This window comes from Avibacterium sp. 20-129 (assembly GCF_026226845.1).
Taxonomy (GTDB): domain Bacteria; phylum Pseudomonadota; class Gammaproteobacteria; order Enterobacterales; family Pasteurellaceae; genus Avibacterium.
The window spans coordinates 1191947-1212871 of sequence record NZ_JAKKOE010000001.1 but is presented as its reverse complement, the minus strand read 5'-3'; the positions used below and the strand labels follow the sequence as shown (position 1 = coordinate 1212871).

Genomic DNA, 20925 nt, shown 5'->3' with positions numbered 1-20925 from the left:
TGTTTTAGGAGAAAAATTATGTCTGAATTTGCAATAGAAATTAGTAATGTAAGTAAGCATTTCGGCGGTGTGAAAGCACTAACTAATATTAGTCTTAATGTCAAGAAAGCAAGTATCCATGCTTTAATTGGTGAAAATGGAGCGGGTAAATCAACCTTGATGAAAATTCTTTCTGGTATTTACATTAAAGATAGTGGCACGATACGAGTAAATGGAGAAGAAGTTCATTTTTCAAATCCTAAAAGTAGCCAAAAAAAAGGCATTGGCATTATTCATCAAGAGCTTGCTTTATCACCAGATCTTTCTGTCGCAGAAAATATTTTTTTGGATGATTTAGGAAATGGAAAGCAAATTATTAACTGGAAATTAATCAATGAGCGTGCGAAAGAGGCATTAAGCTCATTGGGATTTGATATTTCACCTCAGACTCGACTGGGAGATTTAACTGTTGCTTATCAGCAAATGGTTGAAATTGCCAAAGCATTAACTAAAAACGTTGATATTCTTATTCTTGATGAACCTACTGCTGTCTTGGCTGAGCCTGAAATTGATATCCTTTTTGAGAATTTAAAAAAACTTCAAGCTAAAGGAGTTACTATTATTTATATATCTCATAGATTGGAAGAGTTATTTCGCATTTCTGATGCAATTACAGTAATTAAAGATGGGCAAACAGTAGCTCAACTTAACCCTAAAAACTCTACGGAAGATGATATTATTCGCTATATGGTTGGACGCGAATTAAAATCTTTATATCCTGAAAAAAATGTACCTCAAGAAAAGGATATTTTTAGAGTTGTTAATTTGAATCGAGAAAAAATCCTAAAAAATATTAATTTTAACATTAAAAAAGGTGAAATTGTTGGTTTGGCAGGGTTAGTTGGTGCAGGAAGAACTGAAGTGGCAAGATGTATTTTTGGAATTGATAAATATTCTAATGGAGAAATGTATAAAAATGAAGAGCTAATTAAAGTACATAATGTAGCTTCAGCAATTCAGTATGGTATTGGATTAGTTCCTGAAAGTAGAAAAGAACAAGGTGCGGTGTTGAATTTATCAATTTTAGAAAATATGACAATGGCGACATTAAATAAATATTCTACTGCTGGGGTAATTAATCATCACTTAGAAAGAAAATCTGGTGAAAAATTAGAGAAGTTATTACAGATTAAATTAGGTGAATTAACAGATCCTATTTCTAGTCTAAGTGGTGGAAATCAACAAAAAGTCGTGCTAGCAAAATGGTTAAGTACAGATTGTGACTTCATTATTCTTGATGAGCCTACAAGGGGAGTTGATGTAGGAGCTAAAGCAGAAATCTATCGTATTATTTCGGATTTAGCAAAATTAGGATATGGCTTATTAGTTATTTCCTCTGAATTAGTAGAACTTATTGGATTATGCCACCGCATTTATGTAATGAGTGATGGCGCTATTACTGGTGAGCTGAAAGAAAGTGAAATGACAGAAGAGAATATTATGAAATTAGCCATTCCGAAACGAGAAACAATAAACTAGGAGAGAAGTATGAAAAAGCTGTATTTATTTTGCTTAAAATATTCCACATTAATGTTCTTTATTTTAATGTTAGTAATTGCAGGATTATTAACAGATCGATTTTATTCGTTAGAAAATATTACGAATGTGCTAAGACAGAGTGTGCCACTTGGTATTGTTTCTCTTGGATTACTGTTTGTTATTTTAACTGGTGGAATTGATTTATCGGTAGGATCAATAATGGCTTTAGTGTCCGTTATTGTTGCGCTATTAATGCCAAATTATGGTATTTGGGGAGGCACATTTATTGCTTTATTAGTGGGAGCAGTAATAGGAGCGACAGCTGGGGGATTAATTTCTTATTTCAAAGTAGCTCCTTTCGTTGCGACTCTTGCTATGATGACTGTCGCACGAGGGTTAGGATTAATTGTATCCAAAGGTCAACCAATTTTCGTAGAAAATGATGCGTTCACTGATTTTGGGACCGGTTATTTTTTAGGCTTACCTTTACCTTTTTATGTATTATTAATCTGCTTTTTAGGTGCATTATTTGTATATAAAAAGACCGTATTTGGACGCTTAATTATATCTATCGGAAGTAATGAAATTGCGACTCGCTTTGCTGGAATTCAAGTTGAACGTTATAAATTTCTCGTTTATGTCATTTGCGGTGTTGCTTGTGCTTTAGCTGGCGTGCTTGCTACAACGAGAACAGGAGTAGGTTCACCTGTATTCGGAATTGGATTTGAACTTGATGCTATTGCTGCAGTTGTTGTTGGCGGAGCAAGTTTATCTGGTGGAAAAGGTACGGTAACTAATACAATAATTGGGGTATTAATCTTAAGTATTATTTCTAACCTAATGAATTTGTTAAATATCCCAGGTTATCATCAACAAGTGGTAAAAGGCGGAATTATTATTCTTGCAGTATTATTAGAAAGCCTTAAGACTAGACAACAAAGTTAAAAATATATGTGAGGTAGTGATGTTTTTTTCTAAAAAAGATAATGAGAAAATTTCCCCCTACTTAGAAGAACAAGCTAAAAATTTATTAAATGCATTAGGGGGAAAAGATAATTTAATAGATATTAATGCTTGTATCACAAGGCTGCGTCTTAATATTGCTGACTTTTCTAAAGTCAATGAGGAAAAATTATCTGATTTAGGGTCAAAAGGTAATATTCGAATAGGAGAAAATCAGCTACAAATCATTTTAGGGAAAAGTGCAGATCAAATAGCACAAATTATGAAAATATTATAACCAATCTATTATTACATCGGAAAACTGCGGTAGAAAAATTCACACTTTTTTCCACCGCACTTTTTTATTTACGGGGTTATCAAGTAGAATGAGGGTGTTTGATAAGGTGGAAAACAAAAGTGAGGGGAAATGAAAATCAGCGCGGTGATTCTTGCAGGCGGTAAAGCAAGGCGTATGGGAGGGGCGGATAAAGGCTTGCAGTTGCTACAAGGTCAGCCCCTATTTTTGCATTGTTATCAGCGTTTAACGCCCCAACTGAATGACATTGCGATTAACGCAAATCGCAATCAAGCCCTGTATCGTCAAAGTGGTTTGCCCGTATTTGCTGATGAATTGGCAGATTTTCAAGGACCTTTGAGTGGCATTTTAACCAGCTTAAGATTATCCCATTCAGATTTTGTGCTGTTTGTGCCTTGCGATTGTCCGTTTTTACCCTTGAATTTACTAGAAAAATTACAGCAACCTATTTTGCGCTCATTACCCCATTCTCGAAGTGCGGGAGAAAATTCCCCCGTTTTGCTCACTTATGCCACTGACGGTGAACGAGAACACCCTACCTTTTGCTTGGTTTCGACAACACTTGCTGAGAAACTTGCGGACTATTTGCAAAAAGGTGAACGACGAATGTTGCAGTTTATGCGACAAAATGGGGCGATTGCTGTCGATTTCAGTGAACAAAAAGCGGCATTCCAAAACTTTAATACCTTGGCAGATTTAGAAAGCAAAGTGCGGTAAAAAATCACCGAAATTTGGCTTTTTATTCACATTATAATCAGTATAATAAGCAAAATCTGATTAACCAAAACGGATAAGTTATGTTTAAAATTATTTCAATTTCTCTACTAAGTGCTTTTTTAGTTGCTTGTTCATCAATGACTTCTTACATCCCTTTTATGGATAACGAGAAAAAGGTGATTGATTTAGATAAAGAGAAAATCGATCAAAAATCCTATGCAGCGGCTTATGCGGCAACGGTACAAACCTATTCAGGGCGCGTAAATAAAGATTATGATGTGAATTCCTTTGCGAGTGGTGCGAACGATTGGTATTTAAACCGTATTTTAATTCCGATTGATCAAATTAAAGCAAAATTATATCAAGGCAATGGCGTGGATAGCCAAATTTATGCTTATTATAGCGGTGTGGTGTTTGCCTCTGAATTACAGAATAATTTTAATCGTTTAAGTAAAGACTGTTGGGCACACATTAATAAACCAAGTGCAACGCAAGGTATTTATGATGCGATGCTGGATTTACAAAAAGGGCAAACACGTTCCTTAGATGAAGGCTATATCGCGGAAGGCAGCGATCAAGTGTTGAAAATTTGTACCGGGAAATAATCTGTAAGGTTACTGATAATTCATCAGTAACCTTTTCTTTTTTGATGTAAGCTGAAAGGTTTTTGCTGAATATTCAGCAACATATTTAGCAAGTGTTCAGCAAGTTATTAATAAAAAATGATTGGCAAATTGGGGTGTGAAGAAGTCAGCCGTATTACAACCCCCATTTGGTCTTTAAATCTCATATTCTGGAGGGAAAATGCTTAACTTATCAGAAAACAATATTCATTTATCGGCACAAGCCGAAAATAAACAGCAAGCCATTGAATTAGTCGCGCAAGCGTTAGAGCAAGCGGGCAATGTGGAAGCGGGATATTTAGCGGGAATGCTAGCGCGTGAAACACAAACGTCCACTTTTTTGGGCAATGGTATTGCCATTCCGCACGGCACGCTAGAAACGCGCCCAATGGTGAAACAAACAGGCGTGCAAGTGTTCCAATTTCCACAAGGGATTGAATGGGGCGAGGGTAACAAGGCGTATGTTGTGATCGGGATTGCCGCACGTTCCGATGAACATTTAACGCTACTCCGCCAGCTTACCCAAGTGTTAGGTGATGAAGAAAAAGCGGCAAAATTAGCTACATTGCAAGAAGTGGAAAAATTCCGTGCCATTTTAATGGGTGAAGAAACTTTGCAAGTGAAAAGTGAAGATGTCAGTCTTGAGGTGGAGACAGAAAGCTTGCTTACCTTAATTGCGATGAACGCAGGTAAATTGCAACAGCAAGGGGCGGTGAATAATCAGTTTGTGGCAGAAGTCATTGCTTCCCCGGCATTGCCATTAGGGGGCGGTTTATGGCTCACCGATTCGGTGCAAGGTAACGAGAAAAACGCCCTTACGTTCAGCCGTGCAAAGCAAGCCTTTCAGCATAATCATAAAGAGGTGAAAGGGGTGCTAACCGTGGCTTGTGTGAATGAACAAATTGATGAGCTACTTGCACGCTTGCTAGAAAATTCCGTACAACAAACGTTATTAAACGGAAATGCTAACCAAATTTTGACCGCACTTAATGGCGGTGAAGTCAGCGTTGCAAGCCCAGCCCCAGCCAATACAAATAGCGAAAATGCGGGTACAGTGATTGGTACATTTACCGTGCGTAATGAGCACGGCTTGCACGCACGCCCTTCGGCGGTATTAGTGAATGAAGTGAAAAAATTCGCCTCAAAAATTACAGTAGAAAATCTTACCCGAGGCGGTGAGGCAATCAGTGCAAAAAGTTTGATGAAAATTGTTGCACTGGGCGCAACCTTTGGGCATCGTTTGCGTTTCCGTGCGGTGGGCGAAGATGCTAAACACGCCATTGAATCCATTGGAAAAGCGATCGCAGAGGGATTAGGCGAAGAAGTGTCTTCTTTATCACCAAAAGAGCCTGATCAGATTGAAGTGGTAGGTGAAAGCACCACGAATAACGAAAAAATGCCAGAAAAAAGCACCGCACTTGAAAATCACGATCCGAGTGAAAGTGTTGAAGCGGTTTTTGTGGTACGCAACGAACACGGTTTGCACGCACGTCCTGCTGCGGTGTTAGTCAATGAAGTGAAAAAATATAACGCGTCGGTGGCGGTGCAAAATGTCGATCGCGATAGCCAATTAGTGAGTGCCAAAAGCTTAATGAAAGTGGTGGCACTTGGCGTGGTGAAAGGGCATCGTTTACGTTTTGTGGCAACGGGTGAAGAAGCACAACAAGCCCTTGCCGGCATTGGCGCGGCAATTGAAGCGGGTTTAGGTGAGTAGAGGTATTCGTAATGGCAAAAGTGGCAACAATTACATTAAATACCGCTTATGATTTAGTGGGAAGGTTAAAACGTATTGAGCTTGGCGAAGTCAATACAGTGGAAACCTTAGGCTTATTTCCTGCTGGTAAAGGTATCAATGTCGCCAAAGTGCTGAAAGATTTAGGCATTGACGTGGCGGTGAGTGGTTTCCTTGGTCGTGATAATCAAGGCGATTTCAACACAATGTTTGCAGAACTCGGCTTAGAAGATCGCTTTCAGCGTGTAGCAGGCAAAACCCGTATTAACGTGAAAATCACCGAAACCGAAGCCGATGTTACCGATCTGAATTTCCTCGGTTATGAAATTTCACCACAAGATTGGCAAGATTTCGTTCAACAATCCTTATTGTTATGCAAAGATTTTGACATTGTTGCCGTGTGTGGCAGTTTGCCGCGTGGTGTCAGTCCAACGGATTTTGCTCAGTGGCTCAAACAGCTACAACAAGCGGGCATAAAAGTGGTCTTAGACAGCAGTAATGCGGCACTCACTGCAGGCTTATCTGCCAATCCTTGGCTAGTCAAACCAAATCATCGTGAGCTTGAAGCGTGGGTGGGGCATTCTTTGCCAAATCTTGAAGAAATTATCAGTGCAGCAGAAAAATTGCGCGCACAAGGCATTGCCAATGTGATTATTTCAATGGGCGCAGAAGGCGCGCTGTGGCTGAGTGAACAAGGTGTAATCCAAGCGAAACCACCGAAATGCGAACAGGTGGTTAGCACCGTAGGGGCAGGCGATTCAATGGTAGCGGGATTGATTTATGGCTTGAGTCAATCCCTTTCACAGCAAGACACCCTTGCCTTTGCTAGTGCCGTGTCAGCTTTTGCAGTATCGCAAAGCAATGTTGGCGTGAGCGATCCTACATTATTAACACCAATCTTAGAGAAAGTACAAATTTCAGTGATTAAAGGATAAAACGATGAAGATATTTTTAACTACCTCAACACAATTAGGCAATGCCAAAGCCTTTTTGATTAAACAGGTGCTTGCCGTAGCAGCAAAACAACAAAGCAATGAAGTGGTGGCAGATGCCAATCAAGCAGATTTAGTGATTGCGTTAGGTGGAATGCCGAATGACCATCGCTTACAAGGTAAAAAGGTTTTTGTGGCAGACGCAGAAAATGCCTTTAATGCCCCTGAAACCATCTTAACTCAAGCGATGGCTGAGGCAGTAGACTATACCCCACACGAAACACAAAGTGCGGTGCAAATTTCGCCAGATTTTTCCAATAAAACCAAAAATATTGTGGCGGTAACCGCTTGCCCAACAGGTGTGGCGCATACCTTTATGTCTGCGGAAGCGATTGCTGAATATGCTAAAAAGCAAGGCTGGAATGTGAAGGTAGAAACCCGTGGGCAGGTGGGTTCAAGTAATATTATCTCTCCTGAAGATGTGGAAAATGCCGATTTAGTTTTTATCGCAGCCGATATTGATGTGGATTTAAGCAAATTTGAAGGCAAGCCGATGTATCGTACTTCCACGGGACTTGCATTAAAGAAAACCGCACAAGAATTTGAAAAAGCGTTTAAAGAGGCAAAAATTTATACTGGTGCAAGTACAGCGAAAGTACAAAGCAGCGAAGAAAGCCGTGGCGAACGTAAAGGGCTGTACAAACACTTGATGACTGGGGTTTCCCATATGTTGCCATTAGTGGTGGCAGGTGGTTTGCTGATCGCCATTTCCTTTATGTTTGGGATTGAGGCATTTAAAGATCCAAATATTGCAGGCGGCTTACCAAAAGCCTTAATGGATATTGGCGGTGGCGCTGCATTCCATTTGATGATTGCCGTATTTGCTGGTTATGTGGCGTTTTCTATTGCGGATCGTCCGGGGTTAGCTGTCGGCTTAATTGGCGGTATGCTCGCCACCACAGCAGGCGCAGGGATTTTAGGCGGAATCATTGCTGGCTTGCTCGCAGGTTATGTGGTGAAAGGCTTAAATTCCGCGATTCAATTACCAGCCAGTTTAAGTTCATTAAAACCGATTTTAATTTTACCATTGCTTGGCTCTGCCATTGTGGGCTTAGTGATGATTTATCTTATCAACCCACCAGTTAAAGGCTTAATGGATGCCTTGGTAGAATGGCTCAACACAATGGGACAAAGCAATGCGTTGCTTTTAGGTGCGGTACTTGGTGCGATGATGTGCGTGGATATGGGCGGTCCAGTGAACAAAGCGGCTTATACTTTTGGTACAGGTTTAATCGCTTCTGGCGTTTACACCCCAATGGCAGCAGTGATGGCAGCGGGTATGGTACCCCCAATTGGAATGGCGATTGCCACGTTACTCGCACGCAAAAAATTCACCGCCAATCAACGTGATGCTGGTAAAGCTTCCTTTGTGTTAGGGCTTTGTTTTATCTCTGAAGGGGCATTGCCATTCGTTGCCGCCGATCCTGTACGTGTGATTGTATCAAGTATTATTGGGGGGGCTGTGGCAGGCGCGATGTCTTTAGGTTTATCCATTGGCTTACAAGCACCACACGGTGGATTATTTGTGATCCCATTTGTTACGCAACCATTAATGTATCTTGCTGCTATCGCAATTGGCGCTATTGTAACAGGGGTCATCTATTCGGTGATTAAACCAAAACTTGCGGAAAAATAACCGCACTTTGTTAATCACCAAAACCCGACATAAATGTCGGGTTTTTTATCACTATTTAAGCATTAAATAAAACAAAGTCATTTGAGGCAAGAATACGAAGAATACAACAAATCAAGCCGATGTCAGCTTATTGCAAAACAGAGCAACACACTTAAGAAAAAACAAAATTATTCCCACATCGCTAATCAAATTCCGCTATAATCCCCCCCATTATTCGGTTCAAGAAGGAAACAAATATGGAAAAATATAATAAATTTCGCCTTGAATGGGATTGTCGGCGTGGAATGCTTGAATTAGATAAGGTCATAATGCCGTTTTTCCAACAGCATTTTGATGACCTTGATGAGCAACAAAAAGCCACCTTTGTTCGTTTACTTTCAGCAACAGATTTGCAACTTTTTTCGTGGTTTTTTAATCGAAAACCTGCGCCAGATCTTGAATTACAGCAAATGGTTTCCTATATACAAGAAAAATTATCACATTAATTTATAAATATTTTGAACTTTTACAATTTTTACGCCTCTAAGAGAACACGAGCTTGCTGTCTTGTATATCAAGGCTTGTTAGAGGTATATAAGAGGTTATATGGCTGAACAGCTAACAGATCAGGCTTTGGTAGAAAGGGTACAGCAGGGAGATAAGAAAGCATTCAATTTGTTGGTATCGCGTTATCAGAATAAGGTAGCAGGGTTATTAACCCGTTATGTATCGCCGAATGATATTCCTGATGTTGTACAAGAATCATTCATTAAAGCATACCGCTCAATTGAATTATTCCGTGGTGATAGTGCTTTCTACACTTGGCTATATCGTATCGCCGTAAATACGGCAAAAAATTATTTAACCGCACAAGGGCGTCGCCCGCCAAATGAAGATATTTTGGCAGATGAAGCAGAATCCTATGATGTGGGAACGAATTTACGGGACGTAGATACCCCCGAAAATCAGATGTTATCTGGTGAATTGAAGAAGATTATTTTTGATACCATTCATAGTATGCAGGAAGACTTAAAAACCGCCATCACCTTGCGTGAGTTAGAAGGATTAAGTTATGAAGAAATTGCCGATATTATGAATTGCCCAGTAGGAACGGTACGCTCACGAATTTTTCGAGCAAGGGAAATTATCGAAAATAAAATTCAACCTTTACTTCAGCACTAACTAAAGTAAATTGATTAATCTTGGAGTTTATGATGCAAAAAGAACAACTTTCAGCCTATATTGACGGAGAACAATTAAGCGCGGAATTTACCGAGGCACTTTGTCAAGATCAAGATTTACAAAAATCTTGGGGCAACTTTCATCTGATTCGTTCCGTCATACGCCAAGAAAGCGACGTATTGCTCGGGCAAGATTTTACCAACAAAATGGCCGAATTAATCGAGCAAGAAGAAATGATTGTGGCAGAACCTAAAATTTCACAACCAATGCCAGAAGAAATTAAGCAATCTCCATTTAGCCAAAAACTGAAAGCGTGGTTTATGCCGATGACGCAATTCGCCGTGGCAGCTGGGGTATGTTTGGTGGCAGTAATGGGTGTGCAGAGTTTTATGGCAAACAATGCGAAAGAAGGTCAGGATACACCTGTGTTACAAACCTTACCATTTAATAATTCGGTGCAAGAAGTGAGTTATAATGCCCCAGCCCAATCAGTGATTACACCAGAACAAATTGAACAAAAAAATAAACGCATTGATTCAATGCTACAAAGTTATGAATTGCAAAAACGTATTTATGCAGATAGATTAAATTTGCAAAATCAGAAATAATAATGAATGAAGTTTAGGTTGTTCACCACCATTTTTGGTGGTGAATTTGTTTGTATCCTATGTGTGAATAATGATGTTAAAAACGATCAAAAAACTTACCGCACTTTCCTTAGTGCTATTTTCTGCAAATCTCGTATGGGCTTCAGAAAGCGATACGGTACAGCCCAGCCAATTGTTAGACGAAATGCAACAGGCAGGCAGTCGCCTGAGTTATGAAATGGCCTTTGTGCAAACCACACCGAATATGGCCTCCTTGCGTTATAGCCATATTCATTATAATGGCAAAACCTATGCTCAATTACTTACCTTAGATGGAATGCCTCAGCAAATTGTGCAACGTGATAATGTGGTGAGCTATTTCCAACCAAATTATTCGCCGTTCTCAATTAACGCGAATCATATTGTGGACAGTTTACCTGCGATTCTGTGGAGTAATCTTGATGCGTTGAAGCAACATTATGATTTCATCTATATTGGACGTAACCGCGTGGCAGATCGCGTGGTAAAAACGATTCGTATCGTGCCAAAAGATGATTTTCGTTATCAATATGTGGTGTTTATTGACGAACAAAGCCATCTGTTGTTACGCAGTGATGTGTTAGACCGAGAAAATAACCTGTTAGAGCAATTCCGCGTAGTGAATTTGTATCAAAGCGAACAATTTGATGATTTGCTCAATGTGATCAATCATATGGGCTTTCCTGCACTGCTTAATGACAAAACTACTTTCCAACCAAGCAATGACGCATTTAACTGGCAGCCAAGTTGGTTGCCAAATGGGTTTAAGCTGATTAATCGCAGCGTGGAAATGAATGGTGAAGAACGCATTGAAGCACAGCTTTATAGCGATGGATTGTTTTCCTTTACCCTTTACCGTTCAGCCTCTATTTTGCCAAATGAAGAAAAAAACGGCTGGTGGAATGGCACAAGAACGTTTTATAGCGAAACCTTTGGCGATAACGAATTTACTTTAGTTGGACAGCTACCAATTTCTACCGCAAAACGTATCGTACAAGATATTAAGGTGAAATAAATGCTAACAGAACGTGCGGTGGTGATCTCTTACCAATCAGGTATTGCACAAGTGAAATGCCAATCTCAAAGCGCTTGTGGAAGTTGTACGGCTAAATCAGCCTGTGGCTCGGCAGCACTCGCAGAGTTAAATGGCGTAGGTACAACGCATATTTTTGAAGTAGAAACCATCACCCCCCTCAATATCGGACAAATTATAGAAATTGGGTTAAGTGAACGTTCCTTAATACACTCAAGCTTGCTTGTCTATTTTTTTCCACTCATTATCTTAGTGCTTTCCGCCTTGATTGCAGATACCCTTTGGCGAACCGAACTGCCACAAGGCATTTTTATCATTTTTTGCACCGCACTTGCCTTTATTATTGTTCATCTTGTGTCGAAATCTTGGCAAAAAAAAACCAGCTACCGCCCGATCTTTTTGCGTGTAATTAAGTAGTATTTTTGTAAGGAAATAGAATTAGCAAGCCGCGTTATGCGATAAAAAGATCAATATTTTTAACCTCACTTTATTAATTAAATCAAACAAAACGCCTTATATTTTGCGATATAAGGCGTTTTTACAGAAGACGGCTTAACTTTCTACTTTTCTAAATAAAGTGAACGAGATAAAAATAAAGGCAAGAATACTTGAGGCGATAAGTATATAGAACCCGCCGTCCCAGCCAAAGTTATCCACTACGGCACCTAATACTGTTCCTGCACTGGCAGAACCAAGTAGATAACCAAATAATCCAGTAAGCCCTGTCGCTGTACCTGTTGCCACACGAGGAACTAAATCAGCCGCTTGTAAGCCAATCATCATAACAGGACCATAAATGAGGAAGCCAATCGCGATTAAACAGATATTATCTATCATTGGGTTGCCTGCTGGATTTTTCCAATAGACGAAAATCGCAATTAATACCCCTACTAAAAACATTAGCATCGGCGGAGCGCGGTGTCCTTTAAAGACTTTATCACTTAAATAACCACTTACTAACATTCCGGGAATACCCGCATATTCATAAAGGAAGTATGCCCAGCTTTGTTTATCAAACGTGAAGTGTTTGACTTCTTTCAAGTACGTTGGCGCCCAGTCAATAATCCCGTAACGAATAAAATAAACAAATACATTAGCAATCGTAATTGCCCATAAGAATTTGTTATTAATGATATATTTAAAGAAAATTTCCTTACCAGTTAAAGTATGGGCTGATTCAACTTGTTGCGCTTTTCCCCCTTTGTATTCTTCAATGGGTGGTAATCCTTGTGATTCAGGCGTATCACGCATTAAGAAAAACATTACAACACTAAGCAAGATCGCGATGGTTGCAGGAAGATAAAAGAGCGCTTGCCACGCACCAAAAAGGTATAAACCTAAAATCGCCAGTGGACCAATTAAGCCACCACCAATGTTATGAGAAACATTCCACCAACTCCACCAACTTCCGCGCTCTGAGGTAGAAAACCAGTTGGTCATTGTTTTTGCACCGGGTGGATAACCCATACCTTGAAACCAACCATTTAAAGCACTAAGTACAATCATCGCAGAAAGTGAAGAAAGTACCCCCGGCACTAAACCGAAGATCATACTCACCATCGCAGAAGCAACTAAACCAATAGTAATAAAATATTTTGGGTTACTGCGATCTGACACATTACCCATAATAAATTTACTAAAACCATAAGCCACAGCAAGTGCAAAAGAAACTGTACCCAGCTGAGCTTTGGTATAGCCATATTCTTCGATTAAATGCGGAATGGCAAGAGAGAAATTCTTGCGAATTAAATAATAGGCAGCATAGCCAATAAACACTCCAAAAAAGACTTGCCAACGTAATCGACGATAATCCCGATCAATGATAGCTTTATCTGTGATACGTGTAGTAGGGGGTGAGGCTTTTAAAAATCCAAGCATAAGATCCTCCAATTTTGTGAAATTGAGCGTATTATTAAGTATTTGAATAAATTAATCTGTGATATTCTTCACAAAAAGTTCATTATTAAATTTAATTGTTGAATTAACTCTCAAATAGAGGACAAAATGCGTTCAATGCTTGGCATAACCGGATACAGCGGTAGTGGAAAAACCACTTTATTGGAAAAACTTTTGCCTCAGCTTGCCGATCTTGGGCTGCGCGTGGCAGTGATTAAGCACAGTCATCATAATGCACAAGTGGACAAGGAAGGCAAGGATAGCTGGCGAATGAAAGAAGCGGGCGCAAGCCAAGTGATAATGGCTTGTGATAGGCGGTGGGCGTTGATGACAGAAACACCACAGCCAGTGAATTTAGCTTATTTGGCAGGGCAATTTGATCCGCAATTGACGGATCTCATTTTGGTGGAAGGCTTTAAGCACGAACCGATTGCAAAGATTTTATTGCATCGTCAAGCCATGGAGAAAGCCTTGCCAGAGATTGATGAGAAAGTCATTGCGCTTGCAACGGATTACCCTTTAAGCTGTGCTGTGCCACGTTTGGATATTAATCAGATTGATCACATTGCCGCATTTATTTTTCATTGGTATCAACAACAAATAAAATAAAGTGCGGTGCAAAATCGCAGAATTTTTATGACAGAAACGAAAAATTATACGGGCTTGGCGTGGATTGCCGCTGTCGCCTTTTTTATGCAAACCCTTGATGCGACGATTTTGAATACAGCGTTACCGACGATTTCTCGCAGTCTAAATGAATCGCCACTGAATATGCAGTTGGCAATCATTAGTTATGCCTTAACTGTTGCCTTGTTTATTCTATTAAGTGGTTGGGCAGCGGATAAATTTGGTACGCGGAAGGTTTTTCGTTCTGCCATTGGTATTTTTGTTTTGGGATCGGTGGTGTGTGCCTTATCGCACTCTCTGCCACAATTGATTTTTGCCCGTATTTTGCAAGGGGCGGGTGGCGCGTTAATGATGCCTGTTGCTCGCTTGGCGATCATCCGTTCTGTACCGAAAAATCAGCTATTAAATGCGTGGAATATTATGGCGATGGCGGGGCTAATTGGACCAATCCTTGGTCCCGTGTTAGGTGGCTTAATCGTTACCTATATGACGTGGCATTGGATTTTCTTAATTAATATTCCTATCGGGCTAGCTGGGATTTTCCTTGCAGGCAGTTATATGCCAAATATGAAAGGGCAAGTGGGGCGTTTAGATAAAGCGGGATTTATGCTGTTTGCCGGTGGACTTGTAGGCTTGACCTTAGGGCTAGATTTAGTGGCAGAGCATTTCACCGCAACTTGGATTGCTTTTTTGGTATTGATTGTGGGGATATTATTTCTCGCCAGTTATTATCTTTATGCCAAACGAGTTCACAACCCATTAATGCCGCTTTCCTTATTCCACATTCGCACCTTCCGCTTAGGTTTTATTGCGAATTTATTTATCCGCCTTTGTGGTTCGGGCGTGCCGTTTTTATTACCTCTTATGCTACAAGTGGTATTCCATTATAGTGCGGAAGCCGCTGGCTGGTTAATGGTGCCTATTGCGGTTAGCTCAATGGCGTTTAAACCGCTTATTCGCGGTATTCTTTCTCGTTTTGGTTATAAGAAAACCCTAATCAGCACCGCCATTGTGATGACTTTGGTGATTGCCGCAATGAGCTTATTACAACGGCATACCCCAATTTGGCAAATGGTGTTGATTTTATTGGCATACGGCGGATGTATGTCGGTCAGTTTTACTGCGATTAATACCTTAACCATCGGCGACTTATCGGACAGTAATGCCAGTGCCGGTTCAACAATGCTTAGTGTGATTCAGCAAGTCGGGATTGGCATTGGCATTGCCGTTTCTTCGGTGATGTTAAATGTGTATCGCAATGTACTGGGTGAAAATGCCGAACAGTTACAACAAGCATTTAGCTTCACTTTCTTAACGTCCAGTTTATTTGGTTTCATTCTCATACTCATTCTTTCTGGCTTAAGAAAACAAGATGGCGAGAATTTGCAGATAAGAAAAAAATAATGTTAATACGAGATCACCACTTGCTGATGTTGAGACTTGAGAGAGCAAAATAAAAGTGCGGTAGGATTTTTGTGAATTTTCCACCGCACTTTTTGATATTGTGCTTTTATGTATCTAGATCGAAATTCTGCCCATTCAATGCAAAATGCAAATAATGATTTTCTGGTAGAGAATGGTGTGAAGTAGAAAAATTTGGCGAATTTTGCACCGCACTTGATGATAAGGCATTTTCCCCTGCGACATTACTGAGTAACCACCAACAGCTTCCTTCCCATTCCATTGTTGGTGATTCAATTGCCCAACCGACTAACACCTGATCGACGGAATCGCTTCTTAATGCTAATTGCGCAAGCTGTAATGGATGATCCACATCCTCTTGCGAGGTAATTAAGAAAAGGCTATTGCCCGTTGTTTGAAAATGTTGTGAAAGCTGAAAAACCGTCGCGTTATTGAGATTTGCCATAAAATCCAGTGGGCTAGGCAAGTCTTGTTCCATAAGCTGGTGGAATAATTTGTTAAATTTGCTTGGTGAATTAAAAGGCGAAGCCAAATAAATTGCGGTATTTGGCGTGATATAAGGCTTCAGTGGTAATGCCCCGAGTAAACAAAGTTGGGTAAATTTGCTTAAACGACGTGCATCTACACCAAAGGCTTTGAGCTGCTGGCGGAGTTCTGCCTCACTTTGCCCTTGTGTAATAAACTGGCTTTGTTGTTTTAAATAACGATTTGATTTCATTTTACTTACTCTTTTCCTTGCCAGTGAAGAATCCAAGCAATATTACTGCCACCAAAGCCTAAAAAGTAGTTCAAATAATAGCCCGTAGAAAGCGGTTGCGTTTGCTTTTCTATTGCCCCTTGTGGGGGGATGGTTAAGTAATTTGTTTTATCTTGCTGTAATTGTTGCCAAAGCCACGCAGTTTCCATTGCACCACTTGCACCTAAACTATGTCCAAGGTACGGTTTGGCTAATAAGCAAGGAATGCTCGGAAACTGTTGTTGCAAAAACGCGATTTCCATTTCATCGCTGTTTCCGCCCACTGCGTGAACTTTAATGCCAGCTAGTTGATGAGATTGTAATCCTGCTTTATGCAAACAATTTGCAATCAGTTGAGTCAATACCTCTGCGGAGCTATTGGTTAGATTATGGTGATCCGTAATCGTGCTGATGGCAGAAATTTCTAGCTTTTTCTCTGGATTTGGTTGATTTTCCAATGCCACGCAAGCGATTCCTTCCCCTAAAATAATACCATTATGCTGTTCAAAAGGTTGATAGGGCAAATCGTCTGCCAATAAGTGCATTGCATTGAAATGTTCAAAGGTTAAGCGGTTAAACATTTCAAAACCAACCACCAAAGCACGCTGACATTGCCCTTGCTCAATCATTTGATAAGCATAGCCCATTGCTTGTGCAGAGGAAGTGCAAGAGGTCGCAACGCTGAAAACAGGCGTTTGATAGCGTGTTTTTAAACGTTCTGCGATAAGCGCTAGGCTGTATTCTTGCGGTAAAGGCTGATTATTATGCCAACGAAATTCGCAATCACTCATTAAATACGCCGTTGAGCCTAAAAGAATGGGGGTATTTTGCAGTGTATCGGCTTGCCAACCGCGTTGCGTTAATACCTTGTCAATATGCTGTTCTAAATAAGTGCAAAGTTGATCGAAATTCAGCAAGGGTTGCTCAAAAGCACGAAAATAAGGCAAATGCTGGCTTTGCCCAAGCATTGAAGATTGCTGCCAAGGATTAAGCTTAGCAGTTTGTGCATTTTGTTGGCTCGCTGCGGTGAGATAGACTTTCGGCATTGTTAAGAATGTTGGTGACGGATAAAGTGGGCTAAATCACGAATATTCATCATATGTTTACGCACCATTCGGTCGCCATTTAACCTCACTTTAAAGTGAGCTTGTAGTGCCACCGCAATTTGTAGTGCATCTAGAGAGTCTAACTGGATACGGCTTTGTTCACCAAATAATGGCTCATCATCGCTGATCGCGCTGGGATCGATGTCCATTTTATCGCTTTCTTGCACGATCAAGTTTTTCAGTTGTTGTTCTAGCTCAGGTTGGCTGAGAGTAAAAATATAGCTCATTAAAATCTCGCTTGTGTTTTGAGTTGATGGGCGTAAATCAGCACGGCGATGAAGAGCATCACAGCACCAAAACCCGTTAAAAGCCAAAGTTCAGGCTGAATTTGCATTAACGTAGCCTGATTTAATAATAGTTGCTGAAATGCTGTTAATGCCCAACCCATTGGTGAAAATTGGGCGATTTCTTGCATCATATCAGGCATTACATAAGTTGGCACCATAATGCCACCAATGGCAGCCATAATGATAATGCCACCGCCTCCTAGCACCACAGCCTGTTCAGTTGTGCGTGCAATCACACTAATTAATAAACCATAGCCTAGCGCAGAAAGGCTTACCGCAGCCGACAGCACCGCATAATACCACCATTCACCATTTAAGCTAAACGCAGGCATAGCAAGCATTGGTAGCACCCAATAGCCTAAGGCAATCATTCCAATAAATTGGCATTGATTGATCAAAAAATACGGCACTAATTTTGCTAAAATCAGCCTCAGACTTGAGGCTCTTGCTAAACGTAAACGCGTGAGCGTGTTGGTTTGTCGCTCCATCGCCATTACGTTGGAAAGGGGGATCATAATAAAAAACATCCCAAAAATTAACCACGCAGGCACGCTATGCTGCACAGCATTGGGCTGATTGACCGTTTTCCCTTGGCGATTAAGATAAATTTCTTGCCAGCGCTCTTGTGCTAAATAAGTATTAATTTCATCGAATTTTTTATCTAATGCTTGATTGACTTCTTGCTGAATGCGTTTTACTGGATTGCGTTGATTGTGTTTCAATACAATGTGATTATCTTTGGAATAACGCTCAAGTCGTTGCTGGCTGTAATGCTTTTGCAGGATGCCTTTAACGCCAAGCAACCACGCCCGATCCACACTGGGATTAAGCCAAAGTTGTAAAGGCTGTTCTTCTTTTAGTGCATTTTTATCTTGATTGGGATTTACTACAATCAACGCAAATTTTTCTTGTAGTAAATCTTGTTGATATACCTCTAATTGAGCGATATTTCCTTGTTTTACGAGCAATTCCTCTTGTTGTAGTGTGGTAAAAAATCCGTCATTTAGGGGATCATTTGGCGTACCAAGCAGCAAAATTTCGCCACGATTACCTAGTTCATTTTCACTGCTGAGTGCGGCTGACATAATCAACATAAATAAAATCGGCATAATAAATAACACTGCCACACCGTGCAGATCGCGGCTTAATAGGCGTAATTCTTTGAACATTGCAGCAATTAGCATTTGTTCCCCGCTTGTTGTAAAAAATCCAAATAAAAATGCTCAAGACTTTGCCCTTCAGCAAGCATTCCCTTTATTTCTCCTTGATAAATGAGTTTACCTTCATTGAGTAAAACTAATTGATCGCATAGTTGTTCAATTTCTTGCAGATAATGCGACGTGTAAATTACCGTGATGCCTTGCTGAGTTAATTCTGCTACGGAATTTAAAATAAATTGGCGGGATTGAGGATCAATACCTACGGTGATTTCATCTAAAAAAATCACCTTTGGACGATTAATTAAACCAATAGCAAAATTTAAGCGGCGTTTTAATCCGCCTGATAAATGTTTTGCTAATTTAGATTTATAAGAAGTTAGCCCGACTTTTTCTAATAATTCAATGAGCCAGTTTTTATCATTGATATGATAAAGTGCGGCGAAAAATTTTAAATTTTCCCATACCGTTAATAAAGGATAAAATGCAAAATCCTGTGGCACCAAAGAAAGTTGATGACGCTGTTGTTTGCTCAATTTGTGAAATGGTACACCCTCAAAATAAATCTGTCCTTGCTGCACCGCCAGCAATCCACAAAGTAAAGACATCAATGTTGTCTTCCCAGCGCCGTTAGGACCAAGCAAACCGATTGCTTGTCCTTGAGAAATATCCAACTGAATGTTTTGTAAAGCGAATTCTTGGCTTTGTGGATAACGATGATAAAGATTTTCAATTTGCAACATCATAGAATTATCCTTTGGATTGAGCTAATTGTTGCCATAATTGACGCTCTTGCTGAGCAATCTGACGTAATCTTTCTGCTAAATCTTGATAGCCTTGTGCTGTTGGCTGCCGGCATTGCTTCACGCAAAGGCTGGCAAATTGTCGCCATTGATCACCAATTTCTGTCATTTGTTGTGAGGCTTGTTTGAATTTTGGCTCTTGGCAGATTTCTGCCGCTTGCTCTAGGAAGTAGGCATAAATATAGCGAAAGCCCGCGCCACCTGTGCCAATTTCTTCTTGCATTCGCACGATGTGACCAAGGAAGAGTTTTTTGTATTTTTCACTTTGTTTGCTGTGAGCAAATTTTTCGATTTGTTTTGCAAGAGAAAACATTCCGCGCACACCAACAAACCAAAGCGGTGCGAGCATTTGTTTGGCATTTTTGCGAATCACTTTTCGCAATATGGCGGGTAGATCAAGTGCGGTCAAATTTGGCGAAGTTTTCCAATAATACATTAACCCTTTTGCCGCTAATGCGCCTTTTGCGAAACGGGCGCGTTGTAAATCTTGTGCCGCACAGCGCTGTACTTGCTCAAAGACAGGATCGCTAATTAAATATTCATTCTCCTGTTTGCCATAAACTAACAAATTATGTGCATTAAAATGAAAACGCATTTCGGGCGGAAAATAAGGCAGCCAAAACACTGAAGTTTGCAACCCCACCAGCTTTCCTTGCGCTAAAGCCTTATCCAAGGCTTGTTGCCCTTGTTGTGGTGAACGAAATCGTTTTAACGCAAGTTTTCCTTTTAATACTTTTGACACTTTTTTAAGCATTACCCCCGGTGGCATTCGATAAGAAATTAACGGCATTCCGCTAATTTTGATGAGTGGAATATAAACAAAGGTCAATGCCGATGCCAAGCCAAATACCATCGCTTCATTGAAATTAACCCCTTGCGATTTGAGTAAGGTGGACATCACGCCACTTTCGCAATGGGCAGTGTGTTGGTGGGAAAAGTTATTGTTCATTTGTAAAATTGATTTATAACACGGATTTTTTACTATTTAAAATGTATAATAATTTCTCTTATTTTATATTACATCATCTTTAAGGAGTTTTCTCGTTATGAAAAAATTATTTATGTCAGGAATATTATTTTTATCAACATTAATTTTAACTGGTTGTATGACTTTGCAAGCAGACCCTTCATTATTAAATAAAACAGAGCCTAATGCTCAACCGTTGGTAAAACAAGATTATACGGTTGAAGTTGATATGAATGATCGACTTGCACGACAAGCTACAGCTGTTGGCATTGATAAGCTAGTTTATGGTAGCCTAAAGACAGCATTAAACAACGCAAATATTTTCACACCAAACGGAAAAGGCTATTATAAAATCCACGCACATATATTACAGGCAAATCAAGCAGCTTGGAGTATGAGAAGATTTCCTGGAACAATGGAAATTGAATATACTGTAACTGATCAAAATTCTAACCAAATTTTCACCAAGAAAATCTTTAACAAAGGAGAAAGTGATAAATTTTTCTTCTCTGGCTCTCAACGTCATACTCGTTCTCGTATCGTTACCGCATCAGATAACGTAAACCAATTTGTTGAAGCATTTAACGAAATGATGAAAAAACGTTCTAAGAAATAATTAATCATATTT

The 20925-nt window shown here is 40.0% G+C and carries 23 protein-coding genes; 16 read left to right on the top strand and 7 right to left on the bottom strand.

All coding sequences use genetic code 11. From position 1 onward, the window contains the following. Positions 1-18: 18 nt before the first annotated feature. The 13 genes from L5B90_RS05775 (at position 19) to L5B90_RS05715 (ending at position 11713) form a co-directional block, all read left to right on the top strand. Entirely contained in the window at positions 19-1518 is a 1500-nt protein-coding gene (locus L5B90_RS05775) for a sugar ABC transporter ATP-binding protein (protein WP_265762371.1), read from the top strand. Between the two features lie 9 nt (positions 1519-1527). Then, a complete protein-coding gene (locus L5B90_RS05770) occupies positions 1528-2463 on the top strand; it encodes an ABC transporter permease (RefSeq protein ID WP_265762370.1) in 936 nt (311 codons plus the stop codon). A 19-nt stretch (positions 2464-2482) separates the two neighbouring features. Next, positions 2483-2758 (top strand): PTS glucose/sucrose transporter subunit IIB, encoded by a 276-nt coding sequence (locus tag L5B90_RS05765; RefSeq protein WP_265762369.1) that lies wholly within the window; start codon positions 2483-2485, stop codon positions 2756-2758. Positions 2759-2887: 129 nt separating this feature from the next. Beyond that, entirely contained in the window at positions 2888-3493 is a 606-nt protein-coding gene (mobA, locus tag L5B90_RS05760) for a molybdenum cofactor guanylyltransferase MobA (RefSeq protein ID WP_265762368.1), read from the top strand. A gap of 80 nt (positions 3494-3573) precedes the next feature. Beyond that, a complete protein-coding gene (locus L5B90_RS05755; protein ID WP_265762367.1) occupies positions 3574-4098 on the top strand; it encodes a hypothetical protein in 525 nt (174 codons plus the stop codon). A 199-nt stretch (positions 4099-4297) separates the two neighbouring features. Next, positions 4298-5830, top strand: a complete 1533-nt coding sequence (fruB, locus tag L5B90_RS05750; RefSeq protein WP_265762366.1) for a fused PTS fructose transporter subunit IIA/HPr protein — start codon at positions 4298-4300, stop codon at positions 5828-5830. 11 nt (positions 5831-5841) lie between these two features. Further along, positions 5842-6783: a 1-phosphofructokinase gene (gene fruK, locus L5B90_RS05745; protein ID WP_250363967.1), complete on the top strand. Its 942-nt coding sequence runs from the start codon at positions 5842-5844 to the stop codon at positions 6781-6783. A 4-nt stretch (positions 6784-6787) separates the two neighbouring features. Continuing rightward, positions 6788-8476 carry a fructose-specific PTS transporter subunit EIIC gene (locus L5B90_RS05740; protein WP_250363968.1) on the top strand — a complete coding sequence of 563 codons (1689 nt, stop codon included), beginning with the start codon at positions 6788-6790 and terminating at the stop codon, positions 8474-8476. A gap of 236 nt (positions 8477-8712) precedes the next feature. Then, the gene (locus L5B90_RS05735) at positions 8713-8961 is read left to right on the top strand and encodes an FAD assembly factor SdhE (RefSeq protein WP_250351064.1); all 249 of its coding nucleotides are present in this window, start codon (positions 8713-8715) and stop codon (positions 8959-8961) included. Positions 8962-9061: 100 nt separating this feature from the next. Continuing rightward, positions 9062-9637, top strand: a complete 576-nt coding sequence (gene rpoE / locus L5B90_RS05730) for an RNA polymerase sigma factor RpoE (RefSeq protein ID WP_250351063.1) — start codon at positions 9062-9064, stop codon at positions 9635-9637. 32 nt (positions 9638-9669) lie between these two features. After that, entirely contained in the window at positions 9670-10245 is a 576-nt protein-coding gene (locus tag L5B90_RS05725; protein WP_250364529.1) for a sigma-E factor negative regulatory protein, read from the top strand. 73 nt (positions 10246-10318) lie between these two features. After that, entirely contained in the window at positions 10319-11278 is a 960-nt protein-coding gene (rseB, locus tag L5B90_RS05720) for a sigma-E factor regulatory protein RseB (protein ID WP_265762554.1), read from the top strand. Beyond that, complete coding sequence (locus L5B90_RS05715; RefSeq protein ID WP_265762365.1) at positions 11279-11713, top strand: SoxR reducing system RseC family protein; 435 nt, start codon at positions 11279-11281, stop codon at positions 11711-11713. Positions 11714-11848: 135 nt separating this feature from the next. Here the strand turns inward: L5B90_RS05715 and pgtP are convergent, their stop codons facing one another. Next, the gene (gene pgtP, locus L5B90_RS05710; RefSeq protein ID WP_265762364.1) at positions 11849-13174 is read right to left on the bottom strand and encodes a phosphoglycerate transporter protein PgtP; all 1326 of its coding nucleotides are present in this window, start codon (positions 13172-13174) and stop codon (positions 11849-11851) included. Between the two features lie 126 nt (positions 13175-13300). On the opposite strand from pgtP, the gene mobB reads away from it, so the two are divergent. Together mobB and L5B90_RS05700 are read left to right on the top strand one after the other, a co-directional pair. After that, on the top strand, positions 13301-13801 hold the full coding sequence (mobB, locus tag L5B90_RS05705) for a molybdopterin-guanine dinucleotide biosynthesis protein MobB (RefSeq protein ID WP_250363971.1): 501 nt from the start codon (positions 13301-13303) through the stop codon (positions 13799-13801). 27 nt (positions 13802-13828) lie between these two features. After that, a complete protein-coding gene (locus L5B90_RS05700; RefSeq protein WP_250363972.1) occupies positions 13829-15223 on the top strand; it encodes a DHA2 family efflux MFS transporter permease subunit in 1395 nt (464 codons plus the stop codon). Between the two features lie 106 nt (positions 15224-15329). Here L5B90_RS05700 and L5B90_RS05695 read toward each other — a convergent pair whose 3' ends face one another. The 6 genes from L5B90_RS05695 to L5B90_RS05670 are packed head-to-tail and all read right to left on the bottom strand — an operon-like array spanning position 15330 to position 20279. Next, entirely contained in the window at positions 15330-15959 is a 630-nt protein-coding gene (locus tag L5B90_RS05695) for a hypothetical protein (RefSeq protein ID WP_250363973.1), read from the bottom strand. Between the two features lie 5 nt (positions 15960-15964). Then, on the bottom strand, positions 15965-17023 hold the full coding sequence (locus L5B90_RS05690) for a beta-ketoacyl synthase N-terminal-like domain-containing protein (RefSeq protein ID WP_250363974.1): 1059 nt from the start codon (positions 17021-17023) through the stop codon (positions 15965-15967). Between the two features lie 2 nt (positions 17024-17025). Then, positions 17026-17310: an acyl carrier protein gene (locus L5B90_RS05685; RefSeq protein ID WP_250363975.1), complete on the bottom strand. Its 285-nt coding sequence runs from the start codon at positions 17308-17310 to the stop codon at positions 17026-17028. Then, a complete protein-coding gene (locus L5B90_RS05680) occupies positions 17310-18554 on the bottom strand; it encodes an ABC transporter permease (protein WP_250363976.1) in 1245 nt (414 codons plus the stop codon). The genes L5B90_RS05685 and L5B90_RS05680 overlap by 1 nt, the downstream gene beginning before the upstream one ends. Then, a complete protein-coding gene (locus tag L5B90_RS05675; protein WP_250364530.1) occupies positions 18548-19270 on the bottom strand; it encodes an ABC transporter ATP-binding protein in 723 nt (240 codons plus the stop codon). Before L5B90_RS05675 ends, L5B90_RS05680 begins: the two co-directional genes overlap by 7 nt. 7 nt (positions 19271-19277) lie before the next feature. Continuing rightward, entirely contained in the window at positions 19278-20279 is a 1002-nt protein-coding gene (locus tag L5B90_RS05670; RefSeq protein ID WP_250363977.1) for a BtrH N-terminal domain-containing protein, read from the bottom strand. Positions 20280-20376: 97 nt separating this feature from the next. Here L5B90_RS05670 and L5B90_RS05665 point away from each other — a divergent pair, with 97 nt between their 5' ends. Then, positions 20377-20913, top strand: coding sequence for a hypothetical protein (locus L5B90_RS05665; protein WP_250363978.1), 537 nt, complete (start codon positions 20377-20379; stop codon positions 20911-20913). The last annotated feature ends 12 nt before the right edge of the window (positions 20914-20925 follow it).